The sequence below is a fragment of the Rhodococcus rhodnii NBRC 100604 genome, from assembly GCF_001894925.1.
GTDB classification, from domain to species: Bacteria; Actinomycetota; Actinomycetes; order Mycobacteriales; family Mycobacteriaceae; genus Rhodococcus_F; species Rhodococcus_F rhodnii.
The window spans coordinates 104,559-121,552 of record NZ_BCXD01000011.1; the positions used below are offsets into that span (position 1 = coordinate 104,559).

General features: G+C 70.0%; 14 protein-coding genes. 4 read left to right on the forward strand and 10 right to left on the reverse strand.

What is annotated here, in order from left to right; genetic code table 11:
• Window positions 1–39 precede the first annotated feature (39 nt).
• Complete coding sequence (locus tag RR1_RS10175; protein ID WP_010837339.1) at window positions 40–3,285, forward strand: arabinosyltransferase domain-containing protein; 3,246 nt, start codon at window positions 40–42, stop codon at window positions 3,283–3,285.
• A 68-nt stretch (window positions 3,286–3,353) separates the two neighbouring features.
• Here RR1_RS10175 and RR1_RS10180 read toward each other — a convergent pair whose 3' ends face one another.
• The 6 genes from RR1_RS10180 to RR1_RS10205 form a co-directional block, all read right to left on the reverse strand.
• Window positions 3,354–4,718 carry an acetamidase/formamidase family protein gene (locus RR1_RS10180; protein WP_010837340.1) on the reverse strand — a complete coding sequence of 455 codons (1,365 nt, stop codon included), beginning with the start codon at window positions 4,716–4,718 and terminating at the stop codon, window positions 3,354–3,356.
• 132 nt (window positions 4,719–4,850) lie between these two features.
• Entirely contained in the window at window positions 4,851–5,339 is a 489-nt protein-coding gene (locus RR1_RS10185) for a flavin reductase family protein (protein WP_010837341.1), read from the reverse strand.
• Window positions 5,336–5,830, reverse strand: coding sequence for an NADPH-dependent FMN reductase (locus RR1_RS10190; RefSeq protein WP_040772481.1), 495 nt, complete (start codon window positions 5,828–5,830; stop codon window positions 5,336–5,338). The genes RR1_RS10185 and RR1_RS10190 overlap by 4 nt, the downstream gene beginning before the upstream one ends.
• Before the next feature lie 23 nt (window positions 5,831–5,853).
• Entirely contained in the window at window positions 5,854–7,008 is a 1,155-nt protein-coding gene (locus RR1_RS10195; protein ID WP_010837343.1) for an AAA family ATPase, read from the reverse strand.
• A 2-nt stretch (window positions 7,009–7,010) separates the two neighbouring features.
• Complete coding sequence (locus RR1_RS10200; RefSeq protein ID WP_010837344.1) at window positions 7,011–8,048, reverse strand: aliphatic amidase; 1,038 nt, start codon at window positions 8,046–8,048, stop codon at window positions 7,011–7,013.
• Between the two features lie 107 nt (window positions 8,049–8,155).
• Window positions 8,156–9,199: a substrate-binding domain-containing protein gene (locus tag RR1_RS10205; RefSeq protein ID WP_010837345.1), complete on the reverse strand. Its 1,044-nt coding sequence runs from the start codon at window positions 9,197–9,199 to the stop codon at window positions 8,156–8,158.
• Between the two features lie 284 nt (window positions 9,200–9,483).
• On the opposite strand from RR1_RS10205, the gene RR1_RS10210 reads away from it, so the two are divergent.
• Complete coding sequence (locus RR1_RS10210; protein WP_010837346.1) at window positions 9,484–9,888, forward strand: MarR family transcriptional regulator; 405 nt, start codon at window positions 9,484–9,486, stop codon at window positions 9,886–9,888.
• Window positions 9,889–9,939: 51 nt separating this feature from the next.
• On the opposite strand, the gene RR1_RS10215 is transcribed toward RR1_RS10210, so the two are convergent.
• Window positions 9,940–11,031 (reverse strand): GIY-YIG nuclease family protein, encoded by a 1,092-nt coding sequence (locus RR1_RS10215; protein WP_040772464.1) that lies wholly within the window; start codon window positions 11,029–11,031, stop codon window positions 9,940–9,942.
• 158 nt (window positions 11,032–11,189) lie between these two features.
• Here RR1_RS10215 and RR1_RS10220 point away from each other — a divergent pair, with 158 nt between their 5' ends.
• Window positions 11,190–11,450 carry an ANTAR domain-containing protein gene (locus tag RR1_RS10220; protein WP_010837348.1) on the forward strand — a complete coding sequence of 87 codons (261 nt, stop codon included), beginning with the start codon at window positions 11,190–11,192 and terminating at the stop codon, window positions 11,448–11,450.
• A 24-nt stretch (window positions 11,451–11,474) separates the two neighbouring features.
• Here the strand turns inward: RR1_RS10220 and RR1_RS10225 are convergent, their stop codons facing one another.
• The 3 genes from RR1_RS10225 to RR1_RS10235 all read right to left on the reverse strand — a co-directional run bounded on the left by RR1_RS10225 (window position 11,475) and on the right by RR1_RS10235 (window position 15,856).
• The gene (locus tag RR1_RS10225) at window positions 11,475–13,427 is read right to left on the reverse strand and encodes an FAD-dependent monooxygenase (protein WP_010837349.1); all 1,953 of its coding nucleotides are present in this window, start codon (window positions 13,425–13,427) and stop codon (window positions 11,475–11,477) included.
• 26 nt (window positions 13,428–13,453) lie between these two features.
• On the reverse strand, window positions 13,454–14,788 hold the full coding sequence (locus RR1_RS10230) for an MFS transporter (protein ID WP_040772483.1): 1,335 nt from the start codon (window positions 14,786–14,788) through the stop codon (window positions 13,454–13,456).
• Between the two features lie 141 nt (window positions 14,789–14,929).
• Window positions 14,930–15,856 (reverse strand): LysR substrate-binding domain-containing protein, encoded by a 927-nt coding sequence (locus RR1_RS10235; protein ID WP_010837351.1) that lies wholly within the window; start codon window positions 15,854–15,856, stop codon window positions 14,930–14,932.
• Window positions 15,857–16,027: 171 nt separating this feature from the next.
• Here RR1_RS10235 and RR1_RS10240 point away from each other — a divergent pair, with 171 nt between their 5' ends.
• Window positions 16,028–16,975, forward strand: a complete 948-nt coding sequence (locus RR1_RS10240) for an aldo/keto reductase (protein ID WP_040772465.1) — start codon at window positions 16,028–16,030, stop codon at window positions 16,973–16,975.
• The last annotated feature ends 19 nt before the right edge of the window (window positions 16,976–16,994 follow it).

Here is a 16,994-nt window from a genome sequence, read left to right on the forward strand (position 1 = left end):
TGACGGGACCTGTACGGGCGTTCGATACCATCGGACGTCGTGACCGACCGCGTTCTCGACGACCCGACCATCGCCAGTGGACCACCGGTCGAACCCCCGCCGCCGCGCCGCTCTCGCACCCCGCTCGTCGCGATCGTCGCGGCCCTGCTCGGCGTGCTCGCGGCGCTGTCCGTGCCGTTCCTTCCCGTCCAGCAGCAGCAGTCGACGCTGACCTGGCCGCAGAACGACGTCCTCGCGAGCGTCGACGCACCTCTCGTGTCGTACGCGCCGGTTCGGCTCGACGTCGCGATCCCCGCGGAATCGGTCGCCGAGGTCGCCGCCGCCGGCGGTGGCGTCGTCGTCTCGACCGCCCCTCCCGGCGCACCCGACGCCGAGCGCTACGGCCTCGTCGCGAAGGTCGTCGGCGGAGACAACGCGCCGCCCGCCCTCGAGATCGTGATGCGGGATCAGGTGCTCGCGACCCTCGACGTCACGCCGGGTGCCGACACCTCGTTCACCATCGCGTCGACCCCGACCGAGACCGTCGTCACGGCCGGCGGCGAGACCGTCACCCGTGACGGCGACCTGCGCCCGCAGATGGTCGGCGTCTACAGCGACCTCGACGGCGTCGCCCCCGACGGGACCAGCGTCACGGCCGAACTCGATTCGCGGTTCTCGTCGTCGCCGAGCGCGATCAAGCTCGTCGCGATGGTCGTCGCCGTCCTCGCGACCGTCGTCGCCCTCGTCGCGCTGTACCGCATCGACGCACGCGACGGCCGCCGCTCCCGGCGCGTCCTGCCCGCCCGCTGGTACCGCTTCACCCCGCTCGACGGTGTCGTCGTCGGCACGCTGCTGCTGTGGCACTTCATCGGCGCCACGACGTCGGACGACGGCTACCAGTTCACGATGGCCCGCGCGTCGGAGACGTCCGGGTACATGGCGAACTACTTCCGGTGGTTCGGCGTCCCCGAGGCGCCGTTCGGCACGCCCTACTACGACCTGCTCGCCGTCATGGCGAACATCTCCACCGCGAGCCCGTGGATGCGGCTGCCCGCGCTGCTCGCGGGCGTCGTCGCGTGGTTCGTCATCAGCCGCGAAGTGGCCCCGCGCCTCGGCCGTGCGGTGAAGTCGAGCCGTGTCGCGCTGTGGACGGGCGCGCTCGTCTTCCTCGCGTTCTGGCTCCCCTACAACAACGGGCTGCGTCCCGAGCCGATCGTCGCGCTCGGCGTCCTGCTGACGTGGTGCTCGGTCGAGCGCGCCATCGCGACGCGCCGGTTGCTTCCTGCCGCCGTCGCGATCCTCGTGGGCGCGCTCACCGTCACGGTGGGTCCGTCCGGCATCATCACCTTCGGCGCCCTCATCGCCGGAGCGCGGCCGATCCTGCAGATCGTCATCGAACGCGCCCGCGCGCTTCCGGTGCCCCGCATCGCCGGATACCTCGCGGTGCTCGGCCCGATGCTCACGACGGGCCTCGTCGTCCTCGTCGCGGCGTTCGCGGACCAGACGCTCGCCGCCGTCCGCGAGATGCAGGCGGTGCACGCGATCGGGCCGTCGATGGCGTGGTTCGAGGAGTACAACCGCTACCAGTGGCTGTTCAACATCAGCGCCGACGGCTCGCTCGCCCGCCGCTTCGGCGTCCTGGTGATGATCCTGTCGCTGATCGTCGTCATCCCCATCATGCTGCGCAAGGGCGGGCACATTCCCGGCACCGCGGTCGGGCCGTCGCGGCGCATCGTCGGCATCACCATCGCCGCCGTCGCCCTCATGATGTTCACGCCGACCAAGTGGACGCACCACTTCGGTGTGTTCGCCGGACTCGCGGGATCGCTCGCACTGCTCACCGCCGTCGCGGTGGGCACGACGGCGCTCCGCTCGAAACGCAACCGTGCGCTCTTCGCCGCCGCCGTGCTCTTCGTGCTGGCGCTGTCGTTCACGAGCTCGAACTCGTGGTGGTACGTCTCGAGCTACTCGATCCCGTGGTGGGACAAGCCCGTCGAGATCGCCGGACTCGGTGCCGGCACGATCCTGCTCGGCCTGACCGGGCTCATGCTGCTCGTCGCCGGATTCTGCTTCCTGCGGGAGCCGTACGAGAAGCCGTCCGCGACGCCGTCACGGCTGTGGTCGGTGGCACCGCTCACCGTCGGAGCCGGCGCGATGGTCGCGTTCATGGTGCTCTCGCTCCTCAAGGGAGCGGTCTCGCAGTACCCGGCGTTCTCGCTCGCCTCGTCGAACTTCGGTGCGCTCGCCGGCAACTCGTGCGGCCTCGCGAGCGAGGTCCTCGTCGAGACGGACCCGAACGCGTCGATGCTGCGTCCGGTGAGCGGCGACGTCGCGGGCGGACTCGCGGCGGCGAGTGTCGGCTTCGATCCGAACGGCGTCGCCGACGACCTGCGAGCCGACGAGGAGGCCGCGTCCGAGGGAATGGCGAACTCCGTCGACAACGAGGACGGCCAGTCGTCCAACACCGCCGGAACCGGTGGCGGTGCGGGCGCGGCCGGCATCGGCGGCAGCACCGTCGCACTGCCGTTCGGGCTCGACCCCGCGACGACACCCGTCATGGGCAGCTTCGGCGCGCCGGGCGCCGCGGCGCTCGAATCGCAGTGGTACGGACTGCCCGCGGATCGCGGCGAGATCGTCTCGGTCTCTGCGGCGGGACGCATCCACTCGGTCGACTCGGACGGGATCGCGACACCGGGTGCGCGGCTCGACGTCGAGTACGGCACGACGCAGCCCGACGGCAGCGTCGAGGTCCTCGGCAGCGAACAGCCGATCGACATCGGCCCGGCCCCGTCGTGGCGGAACCTGCGCGTGCCGACGGACCGCATCCCGGCGGAGGCCGACGTCATCCGGCTCGTCGCCGACGACTCGTCCGCGGACTCCGATCACTGGATCGCCGTCACGCCGCCGCGAGTCCCGCAGACGCAGACGCTGAACGATCTGCTGGGATCGGACACGCCCGCCATGATCGACTGGTCCGTCGGGCTGCAGTTCCCGTGCCAGCGGCCCTTCGATCACAACCTCGGCGTCGCGGAGATCCCGGAGTACCGGATCCTCCCCGATCGTCCGGCCGCGGTGATGACCAGCCTGTGGCAGAACCACTACGGCGGCGGCCCCCTCGGGTGGCTGCAGCTGTCCACGTCGAGCAGCACGATCCCGACCTACCTGCGCGAGGACTGGGACCGCGACTGGGGCAGCCTCGAGCGCTACGAGCGTCGTGACACCGAGGCCGTACCCGCCGAGATCGACGCGGACACCGTGACGCGGTCGGGAATGTGGACCCCCGGCCCGACCATCACGGCGTGGTAGGCGGCTCCACCGCTCGTGCGTGATCTTCCGGCCCCGAGACCGGAAACTCACGCACGAGCGCGGAGCGCCTACTCGAAGTGCGCCTTGTAGATCTGACCGTGGACGCCGACCGTCCGGTCGACGACCTGCGAGATCGTGAAGTCGGCCGCTGCCGACAGGTACGCGTAGGCGGTCGCGCGGTCCATGCCCTTGTCGTTCTCGAGGAAGTCGAGAGCGTTGACGACGGCGCGCCGCATCGCGATGTTCAGATCCGACGACTGCCCGTCCACCGCACCGTCGGGATCCGACAGTCCGATGGGGATCCAGGCGTCGTCCGTCTCGGCGAACGGGTAGCCGTACGCGACCGACGGCACGTCTCCCGACCCCGGCTTGTGCACCGTCAACCGGAACGTGCCGCGCAGCGACCCCTCCATCGCCGTCAGCGCGACCTCGCCGTCGCCCATCGCCATGTGCGGATCACCGACGTAGAACAACGCGCCCTCCGCGAAGACCGGGAGATAGAACTTCGATCCCTCGCCGAGCAGCCGGATGTCGATGTTGCCGCCGCCGAGCGTCGGCGGAATCGAGTTCGCGTTCGGCGACGTCGGATCCTCGTCGGGCGAGAACGCGACACCCATCATTCCCATGAACGGGCGCAACGGGAATCGCACCCGCGCATCGCCGTAGGTCATGACGCCCTGACCGTCCTCGATCGGCGTGAACGTCGAGATGTTGCCGTAGTCCATCGGGTTCGCGGCAGGCCTGCCGTCGGAGGCGACCGGCGGCATCACCTCGTCGACGGTGATCCCGGCGGGTGCCCCGCCGTCGGCCGTCGAGGCCAGCGCGCCCTTGCCGTGCCGGCTCGACACGACCCCGTACGGCACCCGTGGCACCGCCGCGAGCGTCTCGATCTCGAGGACGTCACCCGGCTGCGCGCCCTCGACGAACACCGGCCCCGTGACGACGTGGGGGCCGTCACGGTCGACATCACGCGGGGTGCGGTCGTACTCCGCCGCGACGGCGATCGCGTCGTCGAGAACGTCGGACTCGTCGACACCGAGCCGACCGAAGTACTCGACCGGATCGCGGCCCTGATCCTCGAGGATCCCCTCGTGCGACACCGCGTCGATCGTGACGGTCTCACCCGACGCCATGCGCATCACCGGATCGCTGTGGGTCGTCGGAACATAGCCCCACAGCACCTGATCCGGCTCGGAACCGAGGTAGTGATCGCCCTCGATCTCCCCCTGCCCGGGCTGCAGGATCGGCACACCGCCCGCATAGGGTGCCGACGACGCGGCAGGGGCGGCCTGCGGCGAGTCGCCGCCGCACGCCGTCGCGACGCCCGCGACCCCGACTCCCGCACCGACGGCGGCGACCGCGCGGAAGAAGTCCCGCCTCCCGAGTCCTCGTGCGAGATTCTCCGCCGCTGCACGTGCGAACGAATCGGTCATGGGCACCTCCGGATTTCACGACGACGGGTCGCCCGGAAAGTACCGTTCGGACGTTTCCGTCGCGTTTGGCCGTGTGACGAGCCCTGTACCCGAGTGCGATTCGGCCCGAGTGCGATTCGGCCCGAGCGCGATTCAGCTCGCGAACGCCCCGAAGCGGCGGAACCTGCTGCGATGGAAGAGCACCGGCTCGACGTCGCCGCTCACCTCGAATCCGTTCACCCGCAGCACGACGATGGCGTGATCGCCTGCGGGAACCTGCTGATCGACGGTCGTGTCGAGCCGGACGCTCGCGCCGTCGACGAGCAGCGCGCCCGACGGCGTGGTCGTCGTCGTGACGTGCGCGAATCGATCTCCGGTCCTGGATGCGAGCGAGCGTGCCGCGACGTCGTGACTCTCGCCCAGGACACTGATCCCGATTCCGGCGGCGTGCTCGAGTCGAGGCCACGTCGTGGACGTGTTCTGCACACAGAACGCGACGAGCGCCGGATCGAGCGACACCGACACGAACGAGCTCGCGACCATGGCTACGCGTGTGCCGTCCACCTCGGCGCCCACGGCCACGACACCGCTGGGAAAGTGGCCGAACGCCTCCCGCAGGGCGGCGGGATCGAACGCCGTCATCGGCTCGCTGCCCGGACGAGAGCGCGGCCCCACCGTTCGGCGTACTCCTCGGCCCGCCCGTCGGTCTCGTACGTGCTGTCGAGCAGGTACAGCCCGGGCGCGGGCGTCGTCGCACCCAGCTCGGACAGCACCGGCGAGAGCAGTGTCGTCGGTGCGAGCGCGTGCGCAGGACCGGCGCCGAGCATGAGCGGAACCGCGACGACGTCGCGCAGCCCCTCGCCGGTCTCGAACTGGTCGAGGAACAGCTTGAGCACTCCGGTGTAGGTGGCCTTGAACGTCGGCGACGCGAACACGACGAGGTCCGACTCCGCCACGGAGCGGACGGCGGCCGCGACGTCCGGATCACCCCAGCCGAGCAGGGCGGCGCCGAGATCGATCACGTCGATCGTGTGATCGGGCGCGGTCCCGGTCACGGCGGTCGCGACACGAGTCGCGGCGTCGAGCGTGCGGGAACGCGGTTTGGGGTTGCCGGCCACGACGGAGACGATCACGAACTGCACACCTTTCCTGGAGGTCACCCGCGATCGTGACCCGCTCGGGCCGCGCGCACCACCCTTACCCGCAGCGTGATCGGAAGGGGCGGCTGCGCCGCTCGTGCGCGAGTTTCCGCCCTCTGGACCGGAAAGTCACTCACGAGCGCGGAGCGCCTCCCGACCTCGATGGTGAGCGGCGTCCCCGCCGTCCCGCGTTCGTCGTGGGCCGCGCGGGCGATCGGGACGGCCACGAGCGACCGGACGGCGCGCCGCACGCTGCGGGCCCCGTAGGCGCGATCGAAGCCCGCCCGGTACACCACCTCCGCGACCTCGGGCGCCATGACGACGGTGAGACCGCGACGGGCACATCGCAGGGTCAGCGCCGCGAGTTCGAGTTCGGCGACGGCGCGGCCCGCGTCGGCGTCCAGCGCGTCGAAACAGACGATCTCGTCGAAGCGGTTGAGGAACTCGGGATCGACGCGGCGCTCGAGCACCCGGCGCACGATGCGCTGCGTACCACCGGATCCCGCGCCGTCACGACGACGGGCCGACGCGATCGCAGCGCGCGCCCGCCCCCACGGCGTGCGCTCGGCCGTGAACAGCTCGCGGGCACCGAGATTCGACGTGAAGAACAGATGCGCGTTGCGGAAGTCGATCGTGCGATTGCCGTTCGCCAGCCGCAGCACGCCGTGATCCATGACGTGGAGCAGTGCCCGCAGCACGCTCGTGTGCGCCTTCTCGAGCTCGTCGAACAGCACGATCCCGGGCGTGTAGAAGTCGCCCTCGACGCGGCCGCTGTCGAAGAGGCTGAAATCCTCTCTGCTCCCGGCGTATCCGGGAGGCGCGCCCGAGAGCGAGGCCATGTAGTGCTCTTGTGCGAGCGACGACATGTCGATGCGGCACAGATCGTCACGGCCGGTGCGGATCTCGCTCGCGACCTGCCGCACGAGTTCCGTCTTTCCGACGCCGGTTGGACCGACGAGCAGCGTGCACGACAACGGACGGTCGGGCTCCCCGAGACCCGACCTGCCCAGTTCGATCGCGTGAGCGACGGCGCGAACCGCGGCCGGCTGGCCGACGATCCGCGCCGCGAGGCGGGATTCCAGATCTCCGTGGCGGCGCTCCCCCGCACCGGCCTCGCCCCTCAGCTCCGCCTCGCGCCGCTGCGCCTCGATCCGGTCGTTCGCGAACGGCACCGTCAGGCCGTCGCGGTCTTCTCGACGGGGAGATCGCCCACGCGGCAGTCCGCGACACCGACGGTGCTGCGCGTGATCGCCTCGACCTGCTCCTGCGCCCGCTGAGCGTCCGTCACCCACGTCTTGTAGAAGTCGAACGGGCAGTCCGCGACACCCTTGTCGCCGTCGCCGCCCGCATGGACTCCCGTGTAGCCGCGATGCAGCAGCTTGAACATGTGGTTCTGCGACTGGTCGTGGGTGCGGGCATCGCGGATCGCGGAGATCGACAGCTGCGCGAACTGGATGCCGAACTCCTCCTCGCCACACTCGCCGAGCGTGCGGCCGTCGAACCCGATGATCGCCGAGTGCCCGAAATACGAGTACACGCCGTCGAATCCGGCGGCGTTGGCGACCGCGACGTAGGTGTTGTTGGCCCACGCCATCGCCTTGGACATCATCACCTGCTGGTCCTTGGCCGGGTACATGTAGCCCTGGCAGCGGACGATCAGCTCGGCGCCCTTCATCGAGCAGTCCCGCCAGATCTCGGGGTAGTTGCCGTCGTCGCAGATGATGAGCGAGATCTTCATGCCCTTCGGGCCTTCGGTGACGTACGTCGTGTCTCCCGGGTACCACCCCTCGATAGGGCACCAGGGAATGATCTTGCGGTACTTCTGCCGGATCTCGCCGGCGTCGTCGATGAGCACGAGCGTGTTGTAGGGCGGCTTGTTCGGATGGTCCTCGTGCTGCTCGCCGGTGATGGAGAAGATGCCCCACACCTTGTTGCGCCGGCACGCCTGCGAGAAGATGTGCGTCTCCTCGCCGGGAACCGTTGCGGCGGTGTCGAACATCTCCTGGTTGTCGTACATGATGCCCTGCGTCGAGTACTCCGGGAACACGACGAGATCCATCCCGGGCAGCCCGAGTTTCATCCCGTCGATCATCTCGGCGATGCGGTGGCAGTTGTCGATCACCTCCGCCTTGGTGTGCAGGCGCGGCATCTTGTAGTTGACGACGGCGACGCCCACCGTGTCCGGGCTCGAGGAGATGTCTCCGTGGCGCATGACCGATTCCTTTCCGCGGACAGAATTACTTCCATTTGGAACTGTTTCGCATGAACCTAGTTCTGCGGGCCGTCCGCCGCAACAGGTGTGACGGCGCACGAGTCCGCTCAGAGCGTCGCGACGACCTCGAAGTCGTAGCCGTCCGCCCGCGCCAGATACACGTCGTGCCGCCCTTGCGGGCCCGCGAATCGCACCACGCCACGCGGGCCCTCGTACGCGAGCCCCTCGACGGCCGCGGTCAGCCGCCGCGGATCGGTCGACCCCGCGCGTCCCACCCAGCGCGACAACGCGATCATCCCCTCGAAGCAGCTCTCGGCCGTGTTGCTCAGCGCGGGTGCGCCCGGCCCGTGCAACGCCGAGTACCTGCCCTGCAGATCGAGCGTGTCGGCCGTCGTGAGCGAACGGAAGTAGCCCGCCGACGAGTACAGGCCGATCGCGCCGTCGTCGCCGCTGCCCATCAGCATGTGCTCGTCCATGAGGGGGCTGAACCGGATCACCCGGTCGTGGAGTCCGCGTGCCGCGAACTCGCGGTTGAACAGCACGGCGTCCTGGCCGACGAGAAACATCACGACACCCAGCGTGGTCCGCGACCGTACGCTGCGCTCCTCGACGACGTCGACCAGTTCGGTCACCGCGGCCTCGTCGCCCATCCCGGTGAAACGTGCACCGCCGAAACGCAATCCGAGATCGGGCGCGACCGACGCGACGTACTCCGCGGAACGGCGGGGCCAGACGTAGTCGTGCCCGACGGCGAGCCAGTCGCGCACCCCGAGGTTCGTCGCGAGCCACGAGAGCGCCGGTGCGACCTGCGTGCCGGGCACCTCCCCCGACGCGAGCACCCCCGGCCTCGTCTCGCCGCCCTCGTAGAGCGCGGTGTAGACGTACGGCACGCGGCCGCGCACCACGCTCGACAGCAGATGGCGTTGCGACGAGATGTGCCATCCGGTGATGGCGTCGACCCGGCCCGACGACACGAGCGCATCGACCTCGGCGGCGAGGCGCGGAGCGGCGACGCCCGAGTCCACCTCGATCAGGTCCACCTCGCGCCCGAGCACGCCGCCGTCGTCGTTGAGTTCGTGTGCCGCGAGTTCGGCGACCGCACGGCACGACGGCCCGAAGAGTCCCCCGACCCCCGACTGCGGGCAGACCATGGCGACGGTGAACGAGTCGCGTCTCCGGGCGCTGCGGCTCCGGGCGTCGCGCGTGCCGGGGTTCATGCATTCGCCTCGTTCGTCGCTGGTCTCGCTGGTCGCACCTCGCGGGGGACGGCACCCACGCTCTCCCGTCGGGTTTGCACGGGCGTCACCGCCCGATTACAACCATATGAAAACGATCACGCGGGGCGCGTGACAACCGCGGCGAGTGCGATACTCGCCCCCGGGCGCCAGCCCGCCACGAGACCTGTCCGGACACCCGATCAGAGCCGAGCGACACCATGACGACAGCACCCGGCCGTCCCCGGCAGGCCGCCGACGCAGCCGAGGTCAGGCCTGCACTCGCGCTGCTGCGCGCAGCGCGACTGGCCACCGAGGCGCTCGCCGCCGCCGTCGAGGGCACCGGGCTGACGGTGGATCAGTGGCTGACTCTCGAACTCCTCGCGACGCGGTCCGGCGACGGTCTCGCGATGAACGAACTCCGCGCGCTGACGGGCATGTCGGGGGCGACGCTCACGCGCACCGTCGACAAGCTCATCGCGGAGTCGCTCGCGCACCGCGAGGTCGACCCGTTCGATCGGCGGCGGATCCTCGTGCACGTGTCACGACGTGGCGCCGCGCTGCACGCCGCGACCGCCGGCGACGTCGACGCCGCGGATCCGGGCGGCGTCGCCGCTCGTGCGTGAGTTTCCGGTCCAGAGGGCGGAAGATCGCTCACGAGCGCGGAGCGCCTATCACTACCGGCCCGGGCGGGCGGTGGTGACGTGGGGAACCCACCCCGACAGCGGCCATCGCTTGAGCCCGACCCGCGACGGCATCACGCGCTTGCCCACGTACCGATCCGCTTCGTCGGCCGCCTCGACCGTGAGTTCCCACAGCGCGGAGTCGTCGCTGCGCGCGACGAGCGTCCAGTCCTTCGCGCGGTAGACGGCGCGGACGATGTCGTCGGCGAACACGAACACGGGCAGATCACCGGTACCGCGCACGGCCTGACCCGCATTCCACGGCCCGCGCACGAGGGCACGGACCCGCTCGTCGTCGATACCCGGCTCCGCCGCCTCGGGAACGCCGAGCAGCAGGCTCGGCGTCGGCAGGTCGGGCACCGGCTCGGCGGCATGACGGAGCGCGAGATCCTCGAGCCGGACCGGACGGCGCTCGGCGAAGGCCGGATCCGCGACGTCCACGAGCGCGCGACGACCGTCGAGCGTCACCGCGGCGGCCGCGATCTCCGCGGCCCGCGCGCCGTCGAGCCCGTCGCCGACGCGGCCGAGCACGTACACCCCCACCCCGAGGCCGCTGTCGTAGATCTCGCGAATCGTCGTGATCGCGGCGTCGCGCACCTCGTCGGCGACGGTCTCCGTGCGCTCGGTCTCCGCGAGCCGATCGGTGAGCGCGAGCGCCTCCCATACGAGCGCGTAGCCGTCGTTGCCGCGGCCGGCGCCGACGTGGAAGACGGTGTCGCTGCGCGGATCGGTGAGCGCGTACACGTAGTTCCCGATCTCGTCGACGACGCGCTCCGGGACGGCGACCGGCGCCGGGGCCGTCTGATAGACCTCGCGCAGCACGAGCCGCAGCGATGCGAGCTTGAGCGCGACCGGCACGCCGCCCTCGACGTCGTCGAACAACGCGGAGGCGGCGGCCTGCACCGAATGGAACGTCCGCCCGACGCCGCGCTGCAGCGCCTTGGTGACGGCGACGAACTGCCCGATGCGCACGAGCGGATCCGCCGAGGCGTCGGGCAGATCGTTGGACGCGAGAAAACTCTGGACCTCGGCCGAATCGAGCCAGCGGTCGGTGATGTCGAGAGGGATCGTCCACACGGTAGCCATAGAGCGACCTTAGGTGACCGAACGACGGTCGACGGAAGACGACCACGCCGCCGTGGCGAGCCCTCACGCCTCGCAGCCACGCCGCACGCTCGCGTACGCTGGAACTCGATCCAGTGTCCTGGATCACAGCCCACGTCCGCTTCGTCCCTGGGGGTCCGATGACCGCACCACCGGCCGATTCGTCCCGTGCCTACTCGTCACGCACCGCACTCGACATCGCGATGGGCATCCTCATCGCGCATCGCGGGTGCACACTCGACGCAGCGCTCGACGAGCTCGCCACGGCCGCACACGCGAGCAAGATCTCGCTCGTGCGCGCGGCACGCGAACTCATCGAGTTCAGCCAGGCCTTCCACCACGAACTGCCCGCCCGCGATCTCGCGGCGGCCGCCGTCGCGTGGCGGCAGCCGGCGAGCTGATCGCCGGCCGCCGTCCACGCCTCGTCAGTCGGCGACGAGCTCGCCCGGGGTCTCCCCGAGCCGGCTCGGTGTCTCGGCGAGCTCGCCCGGCACCGGGTCCGACGCGAGCGCGATCGCCTCGTCGAATTCGCGCCTGCCCACCTGCGAGCCCAGCACGAGGGCGAGCCGCGTGAAGAAGCCCTCGCGATCGTCGGCGTCGACCTGATCGATCGCATCCGACAACCCGAGCCACACGTGCTCGCGATGCACCTCCGCGGGATCGCCGCCCGAGGGAACACCGGCACGTGCCGTCCTGCCCGATCCCGCGTCCACCGAGGCCACGCGGTCGGCGACGGCCACCAGATCGTCACGATCGAGCGTGCGGGTCAGCACGAGACCGTCCGGCCGGATCACGAAGACCTCGCCGCGCCGGGCACCCAGCGCGGACGCCGACCACCCCTGGGCGTCGTCGATCACCGCGAGTCCCTCACGGGGCAGGCACGCGCCGTCCGTGACGACGACCGCCGTGACGGATTCGGGAGCGAGCCGCGCCGCCAGATCTGCGGCCGACGCCACGAGCGCCGACGCCTCGGCATCACTCAGCCCGACACCGACGAGCGAGAACCCGCTGCCGCGTGCGTTGCCGAACGTCGACTCCACGTCACCGTGCGCCGTACGGACGACGACGCGACGATCGTCGACCGGGTCACCCGGCTGCAGGCCCGGCAGCACGTCGTCGAGTTCGACCGTGAGCGGCGAGAAGTGCGCGTGGGTGGCGCTCGACTGCCGCGGGTCGATGAGATGCGAGAACTCGGTGCGCGACGTCGCGAGCGCGAGGACGGCGTCGCGGGTCGCGCGGTAGCCGTCGGTGCCGGGTGACATCACGAGCGTCGACTTGCCGGCGTTCGCGACGTTCTGCTGCCACGACGCGTGCCGCTCGGCGGAGTACGCCGCGAGCAGTGTCGCGTCGGCGTTCCCGTGGACGACGGCCGAGAGCATCCAGACCAGCGTCTCGGCGTCCTCCATGCCCGAGTTGAACCCTCGCACTCCGAAGATCGGGACGAGGTGTGCGGCGTCGCCCGCGAACACGATGCGGCCGTGGACGAACTCGTCGAGCGCGAGCGCGCGAGCCCGGTAGAAGCCGTGCCACTCGAGCGTCCACGGAGTGTCGTCGCCGAGCCACTCGAGGTGACGCGCGATGCGCTCACGAATCCGCGGTTCCTGCGTCTCGAGGTCGGCGTCGTCCGACGGGTCGAGCTGGTAGTCGATGCGCCAGATGTCGCGCGGCTGCTGATGCATGATGATCGTCGATCCGGGATTGCTCGGCGGATCGAACCAGACCATGCGCTCCGCGGGAAGCTCCGACTCCCAATGGATGTCGGCGATGACGTAGCTGCCCGAGTAGCTCGTGCCCTGCATCCGCAGACCCGCGAGCTCCCGCATCCTGCTGCGCCCGCCGTCGGCCGCGACGACCCACTGCGCGCGCAGCCGCCGCGTCCCGAACTCCGTCGTGATCTCGACGGTGACGGAGTCGTCGTCGCGCATGAGGCCGGCGACCTCGGACTTCCAGTGCAGGGTCACGAGCGGATGCGCGAGCAGCTTGTCCGTCATGACCTGCTCGAACTCGGACTGCGAGACGTTGACCATCGGGCCGCGCACGTCGGTGTCTCCGCTGCGCATCGTGAACTCCATGACCTGATGGCGGCGGTAGAAGCTGCGCCCGCCGACCCACGGCAGCACGAGCTCTTCCAGTTCGTCACCGAAGCCGAGCCGCGAGGCGACTTCGAGGCTGTGCCTCGAGATGCAGATCGCGCGGCTGCCGAAGGACACCTGATCGGCCGCCTCGAGGACGGTGACGGGGATGCCGCGGTTCGCGAGGCCGAGCGCCACCGCCATCCCGACGGGGCCCGCCCCGACGACGACGACGGGCAGTGCCGAGTCGGTCACGGAATCGAAGTCGGCGGGCGTGTAGCTGCACGGCTGGTAATAGGTGGACACGTGAGGATCCGCTTTCTTCTCGAATGTCAGGAGGCGCGGCCGGCGTCGGCGCGGCGGGCATCGGTGTTCGTCTCGTGGAGCATGAGGATCGACCCGAGGCTCACGAGCGCGATGAGCACGAAGTAACCCGTGATCGCGTACGTCGTCCCGAACGTGCCGTAGAGGAAGGTCGCCATGAACGGGGCGAGGCCGCCGCCGAGGATCGCGCCGATCTGGTAACCGAGCGATGCGCCGCTGTAGCGGATGTGGGCCGGGAACAGCTCGGCGAACAGAGCCGACTGCGGGCCGGCGCAGCAACCGAGGACGAACGCGAGCACGATCATCGCGGTCTGCATGACGGCGATCGACGCGGTGTCGATCATCGGGAAGAACGCCGCGGACGTCACGAGCAGCGCGACCGACGCGATGATGTAGACGCGACGGCGTCCCCACGTGTCCGACTTGAAGGCCGAGAACGCCATGCCCGCCATCCACACCGGGCACGCGACGATGAGCATCGTCAGCATCGTCGACCGGTCGAAGCCGAGCTCCTCCGTGCCGTAGTTGAGCACGTAGACCATGAAGACGTAGGCGATGCCGTTGGTGGCGATGAACGTGCCGGCCGCGAGCAGCACCGAACGGTAGTTCTTGGTCAGCACCTCGACGATCGGCATCTTCGCGACCTGCTCGTTGCGCTGGACCTGCGTGAACTCCTCGCTCTCGTGGACGCCGAGGCGGATCCACATGGCGACGAAGACGAGGACGGCGCTGAAGAGGAACGGCAGACGCCAGCCCCACGACTGGAAGGCCTCTTCGGGCAGCAGCTGCGTCACGAGCAGGAAGACGAGGTTCGCCGCCAGCACACCTGCGGGAACGCCCATCTGCGGCGCGGCACCGTAGAGGCCGCGCTTGCCGGGGGGCGCGTTCTCGGTGGCGACGAGGACCGCGCCACCCCATTCGCCGCCGACGCCGATGCCCTGCAGGAACCGCAGCGCCACGAGCAGGATGGGCGCGAGCACGCCGATCGCCTCGTAGTTGGGCAGCAGACCGATTCCCACCGTCGCGACGCCCATGAGGACGAGCGACAGCACGAGCATGGACTTCCGGCCGATCTTGTCGCCGAAGTGCCCCATGACGACGCCGCCGATGGGGCGGGCGATGAATCCGACGGCGAACGTCGCGAAGGCCGCGAGTGTGCCCGCGAACGCCGACGCCGACGGGAAGAACTGCGGCCCGATGATGAGCGCGGCGGCAGTGCCGTAGATGAAGAAGTCGTACCACTCGATCGCGGTACCGACGAAGCTCGACGTGACGGCTCGCCTCGCCTGACGCTCGGACACCGCGGGTGCCCCGGTCCCGCTGGTCGCGTCTGCAACTGTCATCGACATCCCTTTCGCAATACTGTGCCGACATTCACGACACAAGATGACGATGACGTGTTCCACCTCACTTGAAAAGCGCGGAAACGTAACCTTGTTGAGCGGAATTCCCGAGGTATCGGGCATCATTCCAGTTCATCAAGGCTAACCGAAGCGATGAAGGTCCCTCGCAAATGTGACGAAGGCCCTCGAAACGCGGCTCAGAACGGCCTTCGCCGGCCACGCCACGACCACCGAGACCGCCGGAACGTCGCCCCCGCGGATGGGTCGCGGAGCCACCCCGCGCCCCTCGTAGGTGACGTCGAAGTGCGGCCGCTGGAGCAGAATCGTCCAGCCGAGCCCGCGCCCCACGAACGCGCGCGCCGTCTCGAAGTTGGCCGTCCGGTACACGACGTTCGGGGTGAAGCCCGCCTGCCGGCACAGCCCCAGCGCGTGATTGCTGCTCGGCGGTGCGTCGAGCAGGATCATCGGCTCGGCGACGAGATCCGCGAGCGCGACGGGCTCGCCGCTCGCCGCCAGCGGATGATCGGCGGCGAGCAACACCATCGGCTCGCGCCGCAACAGCGGTTCGAGCCGCCACGTGGGCGGCAGATCGAGGTCGTAGACGATCGCGACGTCGAGCTGGCCGGACTCGAGCGCACCGCGGAGCTGATTCTGGGTCTCCTCGCGGAACGCGACCGACGCCCGCGGATACATCGACGTGAAGCCGGCGATCATGGACGGCAGCAGGGTGGGCCCGAGGGCGGGATAGCACCCGATCGCGACGGGACCGACCACCGTGCCCGTCGACCCCGTCGCGTCGTCCTGGAGTTCGGTCGCCTGCTGCAGCAGGGTCCGCGCCCGCCCGAGCACGGCCTCGCCGGTCGGGGTCAGGGAGATGCCGTGTGCTCGCCGCCGCACGCACAGTTGCGCCCCGAGCGCGCGCTCGAGATCGGTCACCGCGGCGGACACCGCGGACTGCGACAGGTGCATCGTGTCGGCGGCGCCGCTGATCGTGCCGGTCTCGGCGACCGCGATGAAGGCGGCGAGCTGCCGCATCGTGTAGCCGGGGACTCCGTCGCCGCGCGTCATGGCGCAACCGTAACCCGCGGCGAACGGCCGGAACCCGCATACCGGCGCGGCGAGGGACGCCCGTCTTCCCTGCGACGCCGGGCGAATCGCCCGCGCCCACGGACCACCATGTGGTGCGATAGCGTTCGCCACGAACCGGACGATTTGCCAGAAGGAAACGGAGAACACGACGTGGTAGCCGTAGGCCACTCCGACCTGGAGATCTTCCCGCTCGCACTGGGCGGCAACACGTTCGGCTGGACGGCCGACGAGACGACGTCGTTCGACATCCTCGACTCGTTCGCCGAGGGCGGCGGCAACATGATCGACACCGCGGACTCCTACTCGGCGTTCGCTCCCGGGAACTCGGGCGGCGAGTCCGAGACGATCATCGGAAGATGGCTCGCGCACAACGGATTGCGCGAGCACGTCGTCGTCGCGACGAAGGTGAGCCGGCATCCGCAGTTCCGCGGGCTCGCGCCCGAGACCATCGCGGCGGCCTCGGCCGCATCGCTGGAGCGGCTGCAGACCGATCGCATCGACCTCTACTACGCGCATTACGACGATCCGGACGTCCCGCTCGAGGACAGCCTCGCGGCGTTCGACGAACTCGTCCGCAACGGCTCCGTCCGCTACCTCGGCATCTCGAACTACTCCCCCGAGCGGGTGCGCGAGTGGATGTCGATCGCCGACGCCCGCGGTTACGCTCGCCCGGTCGCGCTGCAGGTGCAGTACAACCTGGTCCATCACGCGACGTTCGAGCGCGACTACGCGCCACTCGCCGCCGAGTTCGGGCTCGCGGTGTTCCCGTACTACTCGCTCGCCGCGGGCTTCCTCGCCGGCAAGTACCGCACGATGGAGGATCTGCGGGGCGTGCCACGCGAGGCGACGGCCGCGAAGTACCTCACGCCCGCGGGCCTCGAGGTCGTCGACGCGCTGCACGAGATCGGTGCCGCGCACGACGTCGAGCCCGCCACCATCGCGCTCGCGTGGCTGCTCACCCGCCCTCGGATCACCGCACCGCTCGCGAGCGCGAGTCGGCTCGACCAGCTCTACAGCCTCATGGACGCGCCGTCGATCGTGCTGACCTCGTCCGAGATCCATCGGCTCGACACGCTCTCGCGCGCCGTCGCACAGTGACATGCCGCTCCGCAGACCG